This window comes from Bradyrhizobium sp. BR 1433 (genome assembly GCF_051547665.1).
Taxonomy (GTDB): Bacteria; Pseudomonadota; Alphaproteobacteria; order Rhizobiales; family Xanthobacteraceae; genus Bradyrhizobium; species Bradyrhizobium australafricanum.
In genome coordinates this window covers 7,252,866-7,267,722 of sequence record NZ_JBPUGG010000001.1, presented here as the reverse complement: position 1 = coordinate 7,267,722, position 14,857 = coordinate 7,252,866, and the positions used below count along the sequence as shown (strand labels likewise).

23 protein-coding genes, 1 tRNA gene and 1 pseudogene are annotated in these 14,857 nt (G+C 58.8%); 9 read left to right on the top strand and 16 right to left on the bottom strand.

What is annotated here, in order from left to right; genetic code table 11:
* The first annotated feature begins 170 nt into the window (after positions 1-170).
* Both ACSKB9_RS34975 and ACSKB9_RS34970 read left to right on the top strand, forming a co-directional pair.
* A complete protein-coding gene (locus tag ACSKB9_RS34975) occupies positions 171-935 on the top strand; it encodes a hypothetical protein (protein ID WP_438078875.1) in 765 nt (254 codons plus the stop codon).
* A gap of 60 nt (positions 936-995) precedes the next feature.
* Complete coding sequence (locus tag ACSKB9_RS34970) at positions 996-1,397, top strand: Rap1a/Tai family immunity protein (RefSeq protein WP_438078873.1); 402 nt, start codon at positions 996-998, stop codon at positions 1,395-1,397.
* 23 nt (positions 1,398-1,420) lie between these two features.
* Here the strand turns inward: ACSKB9_RS34970 and ACSKB9_RS34965 are convergent, their stop codons facing one another.
* The 6 genes from ACSKB9_RS34965 to ACSKB9_RS34940 all read right to left on the bottom strand — a co-directional run bounded on the left by ACSKB9_RS34965 (position 1,421) and on the right by ACSKB9_RS34940 (position 3,283).
* A complete protein-coding gene (locus tag ACSKB9_RS34965; RefSeq protein ID WP_438078871.1) occupies positions 1,421-1,747 on the bottom strand; it encodes a hypothetical protein in 327 nt (108 codons plus the stop codon).
* A 29-nt stretch (positions 1,748-1,776) separates the two neighbouring features.
* A complete protein-coding gene (locus tag ACSKB9_RS34960; protein WP_438078869.1) occupies positions 1,777-2,097 on the bottom strand; it encodes a DUF6804 family protein in 321 nt (106 codons plus the stop codon).
* A 13-nt stretch (positions 2,098-2,110) separates the two neighbouring features.
* Positions 2,111-2,413, bottom strand: coding sequence for a hypothetical protein (locus ACSKB9_RS34955; protein ID WP_438078867.1), 303 nt, complete (start codon positions 2,411-2,413; stop codon positions 2,111-2,113).
* A 76-nt stretch (positions 2,414-2,489) separates the two neighbouring features.
* Positions 2,490-2,714: a WGR domain-containing protein gene (locus ACSKB9_RS34950; protein WP_438078865.1), complete on the bottom strand. Its 225-nt coding sequence runs from the start codon at positions 2,712-2,714 to the stop codon at positions 2,490-2,492.
* Positions 2,715-2,844: 130 nt separating this feature from the next.
* Positions 2,845-2,970: a recombinase family protein gene (locus tag ACSKB9_RS34945; RefSeq protein WP_438080535.1), complete on the bottom strand. Its 126-nt coding sequence runs from the start codon at positions 2,968-2,970 to the stop codon at positions 2,845-2,847.
* 34 nt (positions 2,971-3,004) lie between these two features.
* Positions 3,005-3,283, bottom strand: coding sequence for a recombinase family protein (locus ACSKB9_RS34940; protein WP_438078863.1), 279 nt, complete (start codon positions 3,281-3,283; stop codon positions 3,005-3,007).
* A gap of 229 nt (positions 3,284-3,512) precedes the next feature.
* Here ACSKB9_RS34940 and ACSKB9_RS34935 point away from each other — a divergent pair, with 229 nt between their 5' ends.
* The gene (locus ACSKB9_RS34935) at positions 3,513-3,785 is read left to right on the top strand and encodes a recombinase family protein (protein WP_438078862.1); all 273 of its coding nucleotides are present in this window, start codon (positions 3,513-3,515) and stop codon (positions 3,783-3,785) included.
* On the opposite strand, the gene ACSKB9_RS34930 is transcribed toward ACSKB9_RS34935, so the two are convergent.
* The 3 genes from ACSKB9_RS34930 to ACSKB9_RS34920 all read right to left on the bottom strand — a co-directional run bounded on the left by ACSKB9_RS34930 (position 3,714) and on the right by ACSKB9_RS34920 (position 5,312).
* Positions 3,714-3,986, bottom strand: coding sequence for a hypothetical protein (locus ACSKB9_RS34930; RefSeq protein WP_438078860.1), 273 nt, complete (start codon positions 3,984-3,986; stop codon positions 3,714-3,716). The two genes, ACSKB9_RS34935 and ACSKB9_RS34930, sit on opposite strands and share 72 nt — an antisense overlap.
* A 278-nt stretch (positions 3,987-4,264) precedes the next feature.
* Positions 4,265-4,447 carry a helix-turn-helix domain-containing protein gene (locus ACSKB9_RS34925; RefSeq protein WP_438078858.1) on the bottom strand — a complete coding sequence of 61 codons (183 nt, stop codon included), beginning with the start codon at positions 4,445-4,447 and terminating at the stop codon, positions 4,265-4,267.
* 664 nt (positions 4,448-5,111) lie between these two features.
* Positions 5,112-5,312 carry a hypothetical protein gene (locus ACSKB9_RS34920; RefSeq protein ID WP_438078856.1) on the bottom strand — a complete coding sequence of 67 codons (201 nt, stop codon included), beginning with the start codon at positions 5,310-5,312 and terminating at the stop codon, positions 5,112-5,114.
* Between the two features lie 214 nt (positions 5,313-5,526).
* On the opposite strand from ACSKB9_RS34920, the gene ACSKB9_RS34915 reads away from it, so the two are divergent.
* Together ACSKB9_RS34915 and ACSKB9_RS34910 are read left to right on the top strand one after the other, a co-directional pair.
* Positions 5,527-5,727: a hypothetical protein gene (locus ACSKB9_RS34915; protein ID WP_438078854.1), complete on the top strand. Its 201-nt coding sequence runs from the start codon at positions 5,527-5,529 to the stop codon at positions 5,725-5,727.
* 705 nt (positions 5,728-6,432) lie between these two features.
* Positions 6,433-7,791, top strand: coding sequence for a hypothetical protein (locus ACSKB9_RS34910; RefSeq protein WP_438078852.1), 1,359 nt, complete (start codon positions 6,433-6,435; stop codon positions 7,789-7,791).
* 285 nt (positions 7,792-8,076) lie between these two features.
* Here the strand turns inward: ACSKB9_RS34910 and ACSKB9_RS34905 are convergent.
* Positions 8,077-8,151, bottom strand: a tRNA-Gln gene (locus ACSKB9_RS34905).
* 220 nt (positions 8,152-8,371) lie between these two features.
* Here ACSKB9_RS34905 and ACSKB9_RS34900 point away from each other — a divergent pair.
* Entirely contained in the window at positions 8,372-10,150 is a 1,779-nt protein-coding gene (locus ACSKB9_RS34900; protein WP_438078850.1) for an acyl-CoA dehydrogenase, read from the top strand.
* Between the two features lie 247 nt (positions 10,151-10,397).
* On the opposite strand, the gene ACSKB9_RS34895 is transcribed toward ACSKB9_RS34900, so the two are convergent.
* Both ACSKB9_RS34895 and rpsU read right to left on the bottom strand, forming a co-directional pair.
* Positions 10,398-10,649, bottom strand: coding sequence for a hypothetical protein (locus tag ACSKB9_RS34895; RefSeq protein WP_438078848.1), 252 nt, complete (start codon positions 10,647-10,649; stop codon positions 10,398-10,400).
* 33 nt (positions 10,650-10,682) lie between these two features.
* On the bottom strand, positions 10,683-10,988 hold the full coding sequence (gene rpsU, locus ACSKB9_RS34890; protein ID WP_075968627.1) for a 30S ribosomal protein S21: 306 nt from the start codon (positions 10,986-10,988) through the stop codon (positions 10,683-10,685).
* Between the two features lie 498 nt (positions 10,989-11,486).
* Between rpsU and ACSKB9_RS34885 the strand changes: the two genes are divergently transcribed.
* Positions 11,487-11,720, top strand: coding sequence for a DUF6894 family protein (locus ACSKB9_RS34885; protein ID WP_057015230.1), 234 nt, complete (start codon positions 11,487-11,489; stop codon positions 11,718-11,720).
* Between the two features lie 22 nt (positions 11,721-11,742).
* Here the strand turns inward: ACSKB9_RS34885 and ACSKB9_RS34880 are convergent, their stop codons facing one another.
* Entirely contained in the window at positions 11,743-11,985 is a 243-nt protein-coding gene (locus tag ACSKB9_RS34880) for a DUF6894 family protein (RefSeq protein ID WP_082653668.1), read from the bottom strand.
* Positions 11,986-12,074: 89 nt separating this feature from the next.
* Here ACSKB9_RS34880 and ACSKB9_RS34875 point away from each other — a divergent pair, with 89 nt between their 5' ends.
* Positions 12,075-12,317, top strand: a complete 243-nt coding sequence (locus tag ACSKB9_RS34875) for a hypothetical protein (RefSeq protein ID WP_057015229.1) — start codon at positions 12,075-12,077, stop codon at positions 12,315-12,317.
* A 113-nt stretch (positions 12,318-12,430) separates the two neighbouring features.
* Here ACSKB9_RS34875 and ACSKB9_RS34870 read toward each other — a convergent pair whose 3' ends face one another.
* The 3 genes and pseudogenes from ACSKB9_RS34870 to ACSKB9_RS34860 form a co-directional block, all read right to left on the bottom strand.
* The gene (locus ACSKB9_RS34870; protein WP_057015228.1) at positions 12,431-12,691 is read right to left on the bottom strand and encodes a hypothetical protein; all 261 of its coding nucleotides are present in this window, start codon (positions 12,689-12,691) and stop codon (positions 12,431-12,433) included.
* A gap of 104 nt (positions 12,692-12,795) precedes the next feature.
* Positions 12,796-13,005 (bottom strand): cold-shock protein, encoded by a 210-nt coding sequence (locus ACSKB9_RS34865; RefSeq protein ID WP_028339489.1) that lies wholly within the window; start codon positions 13,003-13,005, stop codon positions 12,796-12,798.
* Between the two features lie 304 nt (positions 13,006-13,309).
* Positions 13,310-14,303, bottom strand: a pseudogene (locus tag ACSKB9_RS34860) (LysR family transcriptional regulator).
* A 125-nt stretch (positions 14,304-14,428) separates the two neighbouring features.
* Here ACSKB9_RS34860 and ACSKB9_RS34855 point away from each other — a divergent pair.
* Positions 14,429-14,833, top strand: coding sequence for a DUF1330 domain-containing protein (locus ACSKB9_RS34855; RefSeq protein ID WP_438078844.1), 405 nt, complete (start codon positions 14,429-14,431; stop codon positions 14,831-14,833).
* Positions 14,834-14,857 lie beyond the last annotated feature (24 nt).

Here is a 14,857-nt window from a genome sequence, read left to right as displayed (position 1 = left end):
CACCTCCTTGCCTCATAATATATTACTTTATGCTATAGCTCGCAAGGGGTACCTGAATACCGCGCATCGGTGCTCGAAGGACGGGGCAAACGGTTGGTAAGTGACGAAATCTCTTGGCCCAGCCCATCCGAGGCGCTTTTGCTAGCGCCCACGACTCATGTGGGCGAGCCATGAACAACGACCAAGAGGATCACAACCCAATCAAGCCACCGGAGAAGAACCCTCCGGACGACAAAGTACGAAGTTTCATTGAAGCCGTGGCCGGCGAAGTCCCGCTCGGCGGCGTGGTGGTCAAACTGGCCGGCGAATTGATCCCGAGCCAGGCGCAAAAAGCCCGCACTGATTGGGAAGGTGCAATCTCAGAACGCACCAACGAGCATTCCGAACGGCTGGATCGGCATGCGCAAATGCTGGCGCCAAGTACAACGCTGGTCGGTTCTAGTTTGGATTTGGCCGTGGCTCTCGCACGCGCGCCTGGCGATGGCATGGCAGGGCGAGGCCTTACCGTTGACGATCTGTGCAAGCTGCTGCCGCAAGTCGATCCAAAGGACATCGAGAAAGCCGCTTTCGATCTGAATGCCCTAGGTTTGACCAGCATTCAGCGGGCGTTCGGTGGGTACTGGTCGCTGCGGTTAAACCAAAGATTCTACGAACAAGTCGATCACCAAGTCATGGGTTGGGGATCTACCACGGAGCGGGATGCCCGGACGTTGGCCAACTTGCTCTTGGAAGACGAAGAGCGGGAACGAACATCCGCCCTCTACACGGCAAGCGGCTGGGAAAAGCGTCGTTTCAATCCGGCCTTCCAATTCCTTCTGAACGTCATTCCGAAAGAGCGCGCGAGCCAGGAAGTTCAGGCGGACTATCCGTCAAGCAGCATCTTCCTATTGGAAGAGGACAAGGCTTTGTTGCGCAGGTTCATTACGGCGCGATAGGCCGCGTCATCGAGCATCAGCAGCTTATCTAAACGATGGTTCGATATTTGAGGGTTGGAAATGAAGCTAGCTATCGCCGGTGTCCTGTTGGCCTTCCTGAGTGGCTTCGCGAAAGCCGACGGCCTCTATAATGGAAATGAACTGTTTACACAGTGCACCACGAACAAGTCGTTTGTCGCGGGTTATGTGGCGGGCGAAATCGACAAGGCGAAAGCCGACTACGCGCCCATGATGATTCTATTTCTTGGCTTCTACGACAAAGCAAAGCATGCCGAGCACACCAAGAAGCTGGAGAGCAGCGCGGCGCTTGTTGAGGGTTATTGCATTCCTGGCGGCGTAACGCTCGGCCAATTGACTGACGTGTTCTGCAAGTACTTAGGAGATAATCCCGCATCTCGTCATGAAATCGGCGCCACTCTGATCCGGTCCTCGTTCGTTGCTGCGTGGCCGTGCGAAAAATGAGCGGATGCCGACCCGCCAGCACTCTATTGGTATCCAGGGCGTTTATCTGCCAGGACTGGGTGTAGGTAATTTACAATGCAATCGACGTATTTGATGGCGGTGTCCGCAGAATAGCCGGCGCGGATTAGCTCGGTAGATGTCTGGGCTGGGAATGTAACTCCCGCGACCCGCATACAGATGGCGCGCGCTTCGGCGCCACGCGGACCAGCCATCTCTTCGTCGACATCTCGTTTGATTTTATCCACAAAGGCCGTGAACGCCGGCGGCAGGTCTGGGGCAGGTTGATTGGCTCTTGCATACAGCAGCCAAATCGCGCCGATTGCCAAGACACCGAACAATAGCCTGCGCACTTCCTTACTCCGTCTAGGGACTCTGTCGGCTATGCGGCAGGCGTCCTCAATTTGCCTTTGCCAACAAGGTGCAGCCAGCCGAAATGCGTCGCGATGACAATTGCAGCTCCAAGGTCAAGCCAGAACCAAGTTTGACGTTGGAGGTATACAGGAAAAACCGGATTAAAGAGGAGCGCCAAAAGCAGGAACGCAAGCCCCCAAAAGGATGTTTTTTCCAGGAAAGAGAGAGCAGCTACGACACCACAAAAGCCAAAGATCGCAACCCGGAGAAATGTGTAATATCCGTACGGCAGCTTCAATATCGCAAAAAGAAGAAGGGCAACTGCGACAGGCCAGAGTATCTTCGGCAACCTCTCCATCGGCTCACGCTCGCCTTTCGAAGAGCATCGCAAGACCTCCTGTTGCCATCATAACCAGCCAGAGCGCTATGCCGGGCACCGCGAGCGCAATGGCTTGCCACCACTCCCAATACCAACCATACCGAGCCCCGTAATACACGGCGGCGGCGGACAGAACAGAGCCGACCAAGGGCACTGCATAAGACAGCAAAAACAATAGAAAGCTCGCGAAAGTACCGACACCCAGGTAGAGGTGCATTGCCTCCATGCCAGCAGAAACTTGGGCAATCGCGATGAATATCCAAGCTATAGTGAAAACCAACTGCATCTCAGCATCCCCAGCGCCGAAAACGAGAGATATGCTAGCACCCGCATAGGTTTAGTCAAATCTGCAATTATCCGCTTTATCGATAGCCGCATTTGAGCTTGCGCGCACAGTTCATTGCCATGGCGACATCCGCCGTCCCCCGGCTTCCATGTGTTTCGACGCGTACCGTACCAGCGCGACCGATACGCCCCCATTCCCGTACAAGGGACCATTCACCGAAGAGTGTCGGCTGAATATCCAGTTTGTAAAACCGCTCCATATTGCGACGATCATCGATACGGGTAAGCATGATGGCGGTCATGCGATTTCCTCCTCTTGTTTTTGATTGGCCCCCGGCGCCGGTGCGGCTGTGCCCAGGTAGCGGTGAACGGTTTCGCGACTGACGTGGTACTCCCGGGCAAGCGCTACCTTCATGGCGCCGCCTGCCACCTTCACCTCTGGTCCGGCGAAGGCGCCCGGCGACGCCCCCTGTAGACGCCTTTCGCCTTGGCAACAGCGATGCCTTCGCGCTGACGTTCGCGGATCAGCGCCCGCTCAGACTCCGCGAATGAGCCCATCACGTTGAGCAAGAGCTGGGACATCGGCGAGGCCTCAGCAGTGAATGTGAGGCTTTCCCTTGAGAAACTGAACCCCAACGCCTTTGGCTGTGAGCTCCCGTACTAGGCGGCGCAGATCCTCAAGGTTGCGAGCCAGGCGGTCCATTGAGCGAACCACGACCGTGTCTCCTTCCCGGACATAGACAACGAGCTGCGCCAGTACGGGGCAGTCGGTATCCTTGCCCGAGGCGTGATCGGTGAAGGTACGGCGCAGATGAATGCCAACGAACGATCGGTCTTCGGTCGAATGTGCTGACCCGTACGTAACCGACAATATGTCCGTCAAACTCCTACGCTTTCATTCTGTGAGATGAGGTCTGAGTGATGAGCCCCGTGTCAAAAAAATCGAAATGGACCCTAAGCAAACTGACCTCAGCATTGAGGATCAGGTCGCGCTGTGCGGCGCGATCTGTGAGCGCGAAGGATTGATTGTCGTTAGCGTGTAGGATGACCGCGCCATTTCCGGTGCGAGCACATTGAACCGCCTGGGTTGGCAGCGCCTCATGCGTGACGCCAAGGCCGGCAAGTTTGATGTTGTTGTCGCAGAACCGCTCGACCGCATCTCCCGCGATCAGGAAGATCTGGCGGGCATCCACGAGCGGCTCCGGTTTGCCGGCATCGAAATGCGCACGGCGCAGGAGGGCGTTGCCGGCGATATCCATATCGGCGTGAAGGGCCTTCTTGGTGCACTCTATCTCACAGACTTAGCGCAGAAAACCCAACGCGGGCAGGCAGGCGTTGTTCGCGACGGCCACCACAGCGGCGGGCGTAGCTAGGGATAGACCCCAACCGGCACAAAGCTTAACATGCAGGTTCATCTCGATATCAACGATGGCCGAACGGCCGGCCGCTGCTTCACGCATGTCGGCAAGTTTGGGCAGCTGAGATCGCGTAGGCGCGAGCAAACTCCACGAAGAAAAGTAGTCCTGAACGAGATAATGACGAAACGCCACTTCGGGGAGCGAGCCGTCTGCCAATCCGTTCTTGAAGGGATGCTCGGTGTAGGCCCGCCACTCAGCGAATGCTCCTGTCTTTAGAACTTACGATCGCCGTTACTGGTTACTGTTTCTAGAAGTAGACCGCGTTTCCGTCGCCGCGGTAGCGAACCACCGACCTCCTGTTCCACAGTCGGCAGCGACCTCGCACGCCAAAAGCACTAGGTGACAGAACAAGCATCTGGGACCACGACCTGCGTCTCCGCGAGCCTGAGGAAAAGTGCGTTCAAGTTGGGGTTCTCCCCTAAGTCGCACGTCCATTAGTTCGACATGTTGGTATCAAGGAGCGACAGCAGCGAGCGCACCACTACTAGTCGCCGGCGTCCGATCGTTGTCGTGACGATACGGCCAGCTCCTATCAACTCGTAAAGCTTCGTGCGTCCCAAGCCGGTCACTTCGCATGCATCGTCAATCGTGCAGGTGAGCCGCTCGGCGAATGGCATTGTGCTCGATTCTGCGGCTTTCGGAGCGGATAGACTGACTTGTGATGGCTGTCCGCCCGTTTTCTCTCGTCGATTGTATCTCACGTGGCCCACCTATTCGCACAAAGCTCGACAGGACAAGAGTTGATTGTGCGACGAGCAACGTCAATGCGAATAGCCGAGGGCGCTCGCGTACGACAGCGCACGTCGGCGGCCCTTTGAATATTTCCGGACACCAAGGGCGACGAGGAAATTTTTTGCGAATGCGCCAGCCACAGTGAGGCATCGCGCCGAGGCCGGTCTGCCTATATCTGGAGCAAATTCCGCAAGCGTTCGCCGCTGTTCACCAGCGTCTTATTCAACCATTATTCAACGAACGCGGCTGGTGGGTACCTAAGTGCCTGAGTTTGCTGGCGCTCCCTCGGGAATTCGAACCCCTGTTTCAGCCTTGAGAGGGTAAATTCGATCCGCTTGAACGCCGCATGATAGCTCTGCGGTAGATGGGCTTCTTTTCTCCTCAGCGTTCCAGGATGTTCCTCTACTCAACCGCCAACTGCGGTTGCTCAGCTGAAGTCATAATGGGCACTCAACAAACTTCATTGCAACAACAGCGACAAGAACGCACATGATTTGCAGCAGCGTCCTGGTCGAGAACACTCTATTGAAGAGCATCATAGAGCCGCCTCTAGCGCTGGTGACCGAGCCGGATTCCAAGCTTAAGCGCCTTTTGGCGGAGTGAGCCTTCGGAGCGCTTTGTGAGCTTCGCGATTTTTGCAACGGGCGTCTTCGCTTTCGAATGAGCGCGCAGCTCTTTCACGTCAGCGTTTGTGTATTCGCGACGCACAGTTTTCTTCTTCGTAGCCGTCTTCCTTGCCTTCTTCGCCACTTTTAGCTCCTCGATTTCGAGAGTGGGCGTACTAGCACAGCCGCATTGAGGCGCAACTCTCCATCAGTTGACTCTATATGCTGGTACGATCCGTGAACTCTCTGGTGACATCCGCATTGCAGGCGATTTGCCCGAGCTATCAATTGTTTCGGCAACTCTTGGTGGGCCAACATTACAACTTGAAATAATCTGATCGAGGGAGTTGAGATCACCGATGCACAAATCGGTCTATCGGCGCTTCGGAACAGGATCGGCTCTCCTCTACGACCGCATGGCGGCCTATCGGCCGGGCAACATGAGGGTGCACGTCGACTTCAAGCACTATTTCGATGCCAGCGCGGCGCAGCTGCCCCAATGCGTCGTCGATGACATGGAACAGAAGTGGGAAAATGCCCGCTATGTTGGGCGGTTCTAACTCGGATACACATTGAGGAAGCGGTTCTATCTGGCCGCCTTCGACTCGGCTTCGCGTCCGCTGGGGCGAGTAAACAAGATCGCAATGCCGAGAGTTGACTTCGCCGACCGACCGCCAAGACACCGTGTGTTTTAGTTCGGCCTTCTCAAACGGTTTCTCTCGCTAAGGTCTTGATTTGTATGGTGAGCGCTCCAGGGCTCGAACCTGGGACCGGCAGATTAAGAGTTCAGGACCATCGCGATCTTCTGGGCTTGGAGCTGCTGCTCTGCCTCGTCGCTTCGACGGGTCCCTTCCTGCCCCGGGGCCTACCCACGGCGCGCTCTAGCATCGGAGTTAAGTAGGTCCGAGGTGTCCTTTTCAGGCGCTGCACTACGCTCCTGTTCGATCCGGTTGCCGTCGCAGTTTCAAATCCTGCTGGTGATCATCATGATGGGCAGTACGGGCAAGAACCAATTTCAGCAGCTCACGCCATTATCCGATGACACGTCCTGCCATAATTCCAGCGGGTTCTTGGCCGCGCCGTATGTCTGCTGGAATTGCAGCAGGGTACTGCGGAGAATTGACTGTCGAATCCTTTCTCAAACGGGTCGGTAAGGAGTATCCTCGACCACGTGTGAAAGAAGGGAGGCGTCAGCTGTGGTTGAGAGACGATCTGGACCGAGCCATCGCTCCGGACATGGTGCCGGGCGACCTCGCCGAGGATTTGTGACGCTGGAGCGCCCACTTCCACGCTTCGTCGAGGTACGGCGGCTTGCCCGTGGAGCTGCCGCTTTCTACTTCCGCATCCCCACTCACCACAGGAAACTCGGCTGCGAGATGGCGAATGAGCCACTTGGGACGAGCTACGAAACCGCATGCGGCGGCGATGGCAAAGGCGGACGCGCTGCCACCCTCAATGCCTTGTTCGATGAATGGAACAACCACCGCAGAGGGCAGCCGGGCGACCAAGGAAAGATCGCGCGCTATGGCACGATCGATTGGCTGTTCCGTCAATACAAGACGGAGAAGGCGTATACCGAGAAGGTCTCACCTCGGTCCCGCCCCGATTACGAACGGATCATGCAAATGATCTGCGACACCGTCGATAAGAATGGACGGCGGATTGGCGAACGGCAGATCATGGAAGTTACACCACGAGCTGCTGACAAGATTTACGACAAAATCATCAACGGCCCAAACGGGATCAGGCTGCGGCAGGGAGAAAAGGTCGTCGGCCTCTGCCGAAAGGTATGGCGGATCATGCGTCGGCTGCACCCGGAGTTGTTCGATAAGAAGCACCCGAACCCCTGGGACGATTTCACCCTCAAGAGCCGTACCAAGACCAAGAAGCACGCGGTCACTCGAGAAGAGGTCTATAAATTTGCATGGGGCTGCATCAAAGAAGGGCGGCCTGAACCAGCGGCCGTCGCGGTGATCTGCTTTGAATGGCTGCAACGGCCGGAGAACGTGGTGGCCGGGTTTTTGACTTGGCCCGACTATCGCAGCAAAAACTGGCCACACGCTGTGCGCATCGAGCACCACAAGAACAAGGCGTTGGTCTGGCATCCGCTCGAAGAGACTCTCGATGGAGAGACCGTCAAGTTTTACGCCGAAGCGGAGGACATTTTGAGCCATCTGCCCAAGCTCGGCGTCCCGATGATCATGCGTCGGATACAAAAGGGTGAACGCAAGGGCGATGCGAAAGTGTGGTCCTACCCTGGCATGGAAAAAGTGGTGCAGCAGATGCGCAAGAAGATCGACGGCGTATCAAAGCTTTTCACGCTTGATGCCTGTCGACACGGCGGCATGACCGAACTCGAGGAAGCCGAACTGACGGACGGCCAGGGTCGTGCACTCTCGGGCCACAAGACCGCACAGGCCTATCGCGGTTATGCCAAGGAAACGATGATGCGAGCGTTGGCTGCGACCCGTAAGCGGCATGCACATCTCTTGGCGCAGAAGGAACTCGATCAACATAATGCTGATGGAGCAGCATCACCTCGAGACGAAACGCAGACCTCCCCAATTTCTGAAGACCAGCGTCCGATCTCAAGGATAGATCTCAAGGATAGATCTCAAGGATAGACTTCGCGCTTCGTTGAAAGCTGCAAAAGGCGGCGGTGGGTGCCACCGTCGATCCGGACGCGATGTCGACGGCTGCGATCGGAACTTTACAACCCGCAGACAGATCCGCTCAATGTTTTGATAAATTGAGCGACGTTCAACGCGCGACGACTTTCATCTTCTGCCTTCGACCAAAAACGAAACCAGCACAGAATTTCCAAATGGGACGCAAAGGGAATTTCCAAATGCGCGGGAAATTCCGCCTTGAGCAAGGCCGTTTTCATAACAAAATCAGCGCCTTGTATGTGGCTGGGGCGGGAGGGATCGAACCTCCGAATGGCGGAATCAAAATCCGCTGCCTTACCGCTTGGCTACGCCCCAACGCGCCGATCGAAGGCCACGTCGGTCTATAGGGTGAGTCCCGCCATTTCAACAGGGCGGCAATCGAAAAGGCACGAAAGCCGCAGGATGATGACAGTACTCTTATTATAAGGCGACGCCGCGGTGGCCGAAACCGACCGTGCGATGTCCGTTCGGACTGTTGAGAGGCCGCCGGTTTCATGGGATGACAATTTGCAAACGCCTCGTCGGGAGTAACGCCATGACCTATCGTGCACCGATCAACGATATCCTGCTGTCCCTCAATCACGGTGCGGGGCTCGCTGCCGCCGTGGAGGCCGGCCACTACGGCGATTTCGATGGCGACATCACCGCTGCGGTGCTGGAAGAAGCCGGCAAGTTCGCCTCCGATGTGCTGGCGCCGCTGAATCGTGTCGGCGACGAGCACGGCATCAAGCTCGACAACGGCAAGGTGACGACCGCGCCGGGCTGGCCAGATGCCTATCAGCGCTGGACCGCCGCGGGATGGAACGCGGTCTCGGGGCCGGAGGCGTTCGGCGGCCAGGGCCTGCCGCTCGCGGTCAACGCCGCCTGCACCGAGATCTGGAGCGCGTCGAACGTCGCCTTCGGCCTCTGCCCGCTGCTGACGCTGTCGGCGATCGAGGCGCTCGATGCCCATGGCAGCGCCGAGCTGAAGAAGACCTATCTCGAGAAGCTGGTCACCGGCGAGTGGACCGGCACGATGCAGCTCACCGAGCCCAATGCCGGCTCCGACGTCGGCGTGCTGCGCACCCGCGCCGAACGCGCCCCCGACGGCACCTACCGCATCAAGGGCACCAAGATCTTCATCACCTATGGCGAGCACGACATGACCGACAACATCGTGCATTTCGTGCTTGCACGATTGCCCGATGCCCCCTCGGGCACCAAGGGAATCTCGCTATTCCTGGTTCCGAAATTCCTGGTCAATGCCGACGGCTCGCTCGGCGAGCGCAACGACATCCATGCCAGCGGGGTCGAGCACAAGCTCGGCATGCACGCATCGCCGACCTGCACCATGACGATGGGCGATAAGGGTGGCGCGATCGGTTATCTGGTTGGCGAGGAAAACCAGGGCATGCGCTGCATGTTCACGATGATGAACCAGGCCCGCCTCGGCGTCGGCCTCGAAGGCGTCGGCATTGCCGACCGCGCCTATCAGCAGGCGCGGGCCTATGCGCAGGAGCGCAGGCAAGGCAAGGCTATCGGCCACAAGGGCGACGGCATGGATCCGATCATCGTGCATCCCGACGTCAAGCGCATGCTGATGCAGATGCGCAGCATGACGGCGGCGGCGCGTACGATCTGCTACGCCACCGCGGTCGCGCTCGACGTTTCGGTGCGCGCCAGGGACGCCAAGGTGCGCGCCGAGGCAGCGGCCCGCGGCGCGCTGCTGACCCCGATCGCCAAGGCCTTCTCCACCGACATCGGTAACGAGGTCGCCTATCTCGGCGTGCAGATCCACGGCGGCATGGGTTTCATCGAGGAGACCGGCGCCGCGCAGCACTATCGCGACGCCCGCATCACCTCGATCTACGAGGGCACCAACGGCATCCAGTCGATCGACCTCGTCACCCGCAAGCTCGGCGCCAATGGCGGCGCCTCGGTCTGGGCGCTGCTGGACGAGCTCGCTGCTGTCATCAAGCAGGTCGAGACCTCCAACGATCCGGCGTTCGGCACCACGGGCGCCAAGCTGCGCGACGCCCACGCCGCGCTGGAGCGCACCAGCAAATGGCTGCTCGAGCGCCTCGCCTCGGCGCCGAACGAGGCACTGGCCGGCGCAACGCCCTATCTGCGGCTGTTCGCCGCAACGCTCGGCGGCTGCATGCTCGCCGGCGAAGCGCTGGCCGCCAAGACGAACGGCGAAGCCGAGCCGCAGCGCTATGTCGCGCTGGCGCGCTTCTTCGCCGAGAACATCGCCGTGCAGGCGCCGTCGCTGGAAAAGACCGTGACCGAAAGCGCCGAGGCGGTGACCGGCGCGGATGCGGTGCTGGCGGGCTAGGACACTCTCAGCTATCTCGGCCGTCATTGCCATGTTCGTGGCATGCCGGTTTGACGCACAAGTTGCGCCTCACTCGCCGTCGTCCCTGCGAAAGCAGGGACCCATAACCACAGCCTTCCGTTGTTGAAACGAGCTGCCGCTCCAGCTTTGCAAACCAACCGGCATTTGTGGTTATGGGTCCCGGGTAGCGCTTCGCATGCCCGGGACGACATCGAGTTTTGCGTCTACCGCCGAATCATACGTTTCGTCAGCGATCCGCGCGAAACGCGCGAAATTCCTCCGGGCCGTCGAGCAAGTCACGCTTGCGCGCGGTCTGATCGAACTGGCTGACGGAATGATCTGCCATTGCGTTAATGGCCGTGCCGGCCAGGTTCTGTGCACGTCGCCGTTGATCGTCCTGCCTCGATTGAACATCCCGATCCACGGCTCGCCGACGACAGATCTCATCGGAGATGCGTTCCTGGAGGCATCCGTTGCCTCGATAAGATCGCCGCGTCATCCTGCACGATCCTTCCAGCAGGATCGGTACGGGCTAAGTCTCCCGTGTGCCGCCTGCTTGCTGTGGCGATTGTGGTGATTGCCTTGGCGCCGAAGGTTTGGACGCCGGGAATTTGGGTTTCCGCGGAGGCGCCGCGATCAATCCATCCCGTATCGCCTGCTTGCGGGCAAGCTTGCGGGCTCGCCGCACGGCCTCGGATTTCTCTCGAGCCCTTTTTTCCGATGGCTTTTCGAACGATCTGCGGCGCTTCATCTCTCTAAAGACGCCCTCGCGCTGCAACCTCTTCTTTAGAACTCGAAGCGCCTGGTCGATGTTGTTGTCCCTGACAAGAACTTGCAACGGATCACCTCTCTCGCGGTACAACGCACTTTGAATGAACAAGACCAGAGCCCGCTCCATCAGTGACAGAGCGGGCCGCACTGCCATTCCAGTACATCCGTGGAACGGCAGCCGACCGACAACGTCGCGGAAGCTTCAGCCGCGGTGCTACAAGCACGCGTCCTCGCTTTCATCCGACGATGTCTTTGGAAAAAGGTCCTGGGACCGATCTACAAGGCTCAAGGCCAGTCGATCTAGTACAGTTATGCACTTATCTCAGCTATGCAAGACACAATCGCAGACCGTGAGAATTATATCCGACGGTTCAGCCACGGCGAGATCATGGCTGAACGGCGATGGCGGCTTGACCGCGAACGCGAAAAGCGGTTCCCCAAAAATCTCCATCGTTGCCGAGTAGCAAATTCGCTCCAACAGGCGCAGAGTACGGCGCTGCCGGACGACTGTTGAGCGCCGGCACCTGAGAGCCTGGGCAGCTCCCGCCACCAAAGGGAGCCGAAGATGGCAACCCGCTTCTATTTCGATATCCGCAACGGCGAGCAACTCTATGCCGACAAACAGGGCATCGAGCTACGCGACGAGGAAACTGCCGCGCACGAAGCGATGCAGTCATTGCTCAGCATAGCCAAGGAGAACCTGCCTTTGGATAAACACAGGCTGCTGGCGTTTGAGGTCCGGACGGACGAAGGGCCGCTGTTTCAGGTCAGTCTCAGTCTGGGTATCACAAGGTGCTAACTGCCGCGCTGCGCAGCCAAACTCAAGAATCCAGCCGGCAACTGCGCCAAGCGATAGCCACCTCAAGCACGGGCCCGTCGCCGTCCCGGACCTCGATGGCAATCTGATGGAAATTGTGACCGCGAAAGGAATCCCGAATGACGTCGGCCAAGGCGCGCGCAGCCTCCTCCTGAACCGCACCGAAGTTGGACATCTCCATGCCCTCTTCGTCGATCGCCAGGCCGCCGCCGTCGCGAAGATCGAAATAATAGCGCGTCATCGGCATGGTAATTTACCCCGGCTCTCGATTGTTCCTGCGACGACCGACGAATGTGGCCGGTGAGGACAGAGGCGCGCGAGCCGTCCGGGTGAGTCATGACCGCAAAAGCGAGAGAGTTCCTTGATTTCTGGATTGAAAACAGCGTCCACGCTGCCGAGCAATATGGAACGCCGGGTGCCTCGCAGGACGTTGCCGAGTTGGCGCGCCGGTGCATCGAGATGGCGGGACAGCAAGGCCTGACGGAACAGGATCTGCGTGATGCGGCCGGCGATATCACTGACTACATCAGGATCAGACTGAAGGCGGCGAACAGGAAGGAAGCCGATCGTCCCAAATAGTTCGGGCCACGGCCTGGCTTCGCGGCCTGAACTGGCTACCGAGGCCGCGAAACAACAGGTCCGCTTCAGCAACGTATCAGCGACGGACTCGAAGACGTGCGTGATTGCGCGGCTTAACGCACGATGCGCTTGACCCGTTTGGTTCTCTTGGCAGCCACAGATGCCGTGCCAGCGGGTGCAGAGCCAGCCTGCGCGGCGGCCGCCTCGGCGTCACGCGCTTCACGGAGAGCCCGCAGACGCACCATGTTCTTGCGCACGGCGATCGCATCGCGCTCGACTTCAGCGATTGCCTGCGCACCGGCCTCGGCGGCAAGCCGCTGGCGTTGGGCCTTGGCCAGGCGCTCGGCAGAGAGTTCTTCCGGCTTCTTGGCCATGAGCGAATGAGCCCTTTGAAAAGCAGCGAGACCCGCTCAACCCATCAGAGGATCGAGCGGGCCGCGGCTGTCATCCCAGTACATCCGTGGAATAACAGATCGATTCAAGCCAGCCGAAGATCTTCGGCGCTGGTCTTGCCACGCATCTTGTCGACCTTGAGTTCGAACGACAGCTTCTGGCCCTCGGCGAGACCGCCAAGTCCGGCCCGCTCGACAGCGCTGATGTGAACGAACACGTCATTCGTGCCATCATCGGGCTGAATGAAACCGAAGCCCTTCTGGCCGTTGAACCACTTCACAGTACCTGTAGGCATTTGTCTTCTCCAAAGCGGACGCACGTCAATTCGCGCCTGGTTCCGCATCATCCTTCAACCGACGATGTTCTTTGGAAAAGGGCCGCTTTGACCATTCAACAAGGCACAACGGCAAATCGAACGCTGCAAGCATACACACTTAATCCGCTAGGGCAAGCTCGGAAGCGCAGCTCGGAAGCGCCGTCGATCGGGGCGAGCGGAGCTTCACCGAGCTGCCGTTCCGATAAACCGAACCATGTTTCGCGTAAGGGCTTGCGCCGCCGCGCAACTCGGTGATCGGTGACGCGGACGCAAATCGCGATATTTAACCGCCCGAACTTTTCGCCTTGCGTGGAACTCGCCTGGCGCGCGTCTGAACACTTGCTTTTGCCGCTGCCGGTTCCGTCGGGCGCGTGATCGGAAACGTCTCCCGCATATGCGCTGCCAGCATTGCACAGTAATCGGTCGCGAAACGAGGCAACGGACGCCGCTTGTCCCATGAGATGGTCAGAGGCTCCTGCAACACGCGGCGCCTGTGCGTGAGACCAACAATCCTTAATTCGTAGCGCCAGCACTGAAGCTGGGAGGGAACGATCGCGACGCCGTGCCCCGCCTCGGCCAGTGCCAGCAAGGTGTGCGGACTGCGACTCTCGAACGTGATCTTCGGTTTCAGCCCCGCCATACGGCTTGCCGCATCGAAAGCACGCCGAAATCCGAACCCGCTGTCCAGCAGCAGCAATGGAAGTTCGGCGAGGTCAGCGATCTCGATTGTGCGACGGGAACCAAGTGGCATCGACGGATGGCAAGCAGCCAGTAACTGCACGGATCCAAGCGGAAGGCTGCCGAAGTGCTGTTCGTTCAGTCTGACGGCGTGCAGCAAATTTTGGCCGAGATGAACTTCGCCGCGCTCGAGCATCGCCAATATCTCGCTGCCCATCCCCTCCCTGATCCTGATCTCGACTCTGGGATATCGCTCCGCGTACCGGTGCAGGAATTCCGACAGCACGCTTTCGATGTGTTGCGGCGAGCCGGCGATCCTTCAGGACCCCGGCATCTCCTTGACGAAGCAGCTGAGCCTGCTCCTTCAAGGAATTGACGCTGTTGAGCAGCAGACGGCAGCCCGCAATCAACTGCTCGCCTTCGCCGGTCAATAGAAGCCGGCGCCCGACGCGATCGAAGAGCTGCAAGCCGAGCTCCCGTTCGAGACCGATGATTTGCCTGGACAGGGCGGGTTGGGCGACACGCAACCGCAATGCGGCCTTTGAGACCGTGCCGAGCTCGGCCACCGTCAAGAATGTGAGGGCCTGTTGAAGGTTCATGCCCGCTTATACCATTCGAGCATAAGGTTCGAGAAAATATATGTATTGGACGTATTCCGAAGCCTCGTGGAGAGTCCTGCTAGGCTGCGGCTTGCGGCACCAGCACGGCATCGGAGGAGGCTCCCATGAATTCTGGAGGCAAGATGGCTCTGGTCATGTTGAGTTGTACCGCTATCGGCGCTCTTGGCACCGAAGCACTGCATGGCGAAGCCAGGCCGCCCGCCTATCTGATCGGCCAAATCGAGGTCACCGACTCCGATGGTTATGCCAGGGAATATCTCCCGCAGGCGAAGGAGATCATCAAGGCGCATGGCGGCAAGCTGATCGCGGCTGCCGGCGCGGCGGCAACCGGTTCGCAGGTCGTTGCCGTCGATGGAGATCCACCCAAGCGCGTCGTCATCTACATGTATCCGAGCATGGAGGCGCTTTGGGCCTGGCGACACGATCCGGCCTACGTGCAGGTTCGGGCCGTCGGCGAGAAATACGCGAGGTACCACACATTTGCGGTCGAGGGCTCCGTCGCCAATTAGCCCTCATCACGCCGTCGGTCGCTG

What these genes read in the sequence shown, in the direction of transcription:
- ACSKB9_RS34975 (WP_438078875.1), top strand. Translation starts at nt 171, where the DNA reads ATGAACAACGACCAAGAGGATCACAACCCAATCAAGCCACCGGAGAAG.
- ACSKB9_RS34970 (WP_438078873.1), top strand. Translation starts at nt 996, where the DNA reads ATGAAGCTAGCTATCGCCGGTGTCCTGTTGGCCTTCCTGAGTGGCTTC.
- ACSKB9_RS34955 (WP_438078867.1), bottom strand. Translation starts at nt 2,413, where the DNA reads ATGCAGTTGGTTTTCACTATAGCTTGGATATTCATCGCGATTGCCCAA.
- ACSKB9_RS34950 (WP_438078865.1), bottom strand. Translation starts at nt 2,714, where the DNA reads ATGACCGCCATCATGCTTACCCGTATCGATGATCGTCGCAATATGGAG.
- ACSKB9_RS34945 (WP_438080535.1), bottom strand. Translation starts at nt 2,970, where the DNA reads ATGGGCTCATTCGCGGAGTCTGAGCGGGCGCTGATCCGCGAACGTCAG.
- ACSKB9_RS34935 (WP_438078862.1), top strand. Translation starts at nt 3,513, where the DNA reads ATGCGTGACGCCAAGGCCGGCAAGTTTGATGTTGTTGTCGCAGAACCG.
- ACSKB9_RS34925 (WP_438078858.1), bottom strand. Translation starts at nt 4,447, where the DNA reads ATGCCATTCGCCGAGCGGCTCACCTGCACGATTGACGATGCATGCGAA.
- ACSKB9_RS34915 (WP_438078854.1), top strand. Translation starts at nt 5,527, where the DNA reads ATGCACAAATCGGTCTATCGGCGCTTCGGAACAGGATCGGCTCTCCTC.
- ACSKB9_RS34900 (WP_438078850.1), top strand. Translation starts at nt 8,372, where the DNA reads ATGACCTATCGTGCACCGATCAACGATATCCTGCTGTCCCTCAATCAC.
- ACSKB9_RS34895 (WP_438078848.1), bottom strand. Translation starts at nt 10,649, where the DNA reads ATGACGCGGCGATCTTATCGAGGCAACGGATGCCTCCAGGAACGCATC.
- ACSKB9_RS34885 (WP_057015230.1), top strand. Translation starts at nt 11,487, where the DNA reads ATGGCAACCCGCTTCTATTTCGATATCCGCAACGGCGAGCAACTCTAT.
- ACSKB9_RS34880 (WP_082653668.1), bottom strand. Translation starts at nt 11,985, where the DNA reads ATGCCGATGACGCGCTATTATTTCGATCTTCGCGACGGCGGCGGCCTG.
- ACSKB9_RS34875 (WP_057015229.1), top strand. Translation starts at nt 12,075, where the DNA reads ATGACCGCAAAAGCGAGAGAGTTCCTTGATTTCTGGATTGAAAACAGC.
- ACSKB9_RS34870 (WP_057015228.1), bottom strand. Translation starts at nt 12,691, where the DNA reads ATGGCCAAGAAGCCGGAAGAACTCTCTGCCGAGCGCCTGGCCAAGGCC.
- ACSKB9_RS34865 (WP_028339489.1), bottom strand. Translation starts at nt 13,005, where the DNA reads ATGCCTACAGGTACTGTGAAGTGGTTCAACGGCCAGAAGGGCTTCGGT.
- ACSKB9_RS34855 (WP_438078844.1), top strand. Translation starts at nt 14,429, where the DNA reads ATGAATTCTGGAGGCAAGATGGCTCTGGTCATGTTGAGTTGTACCGCT.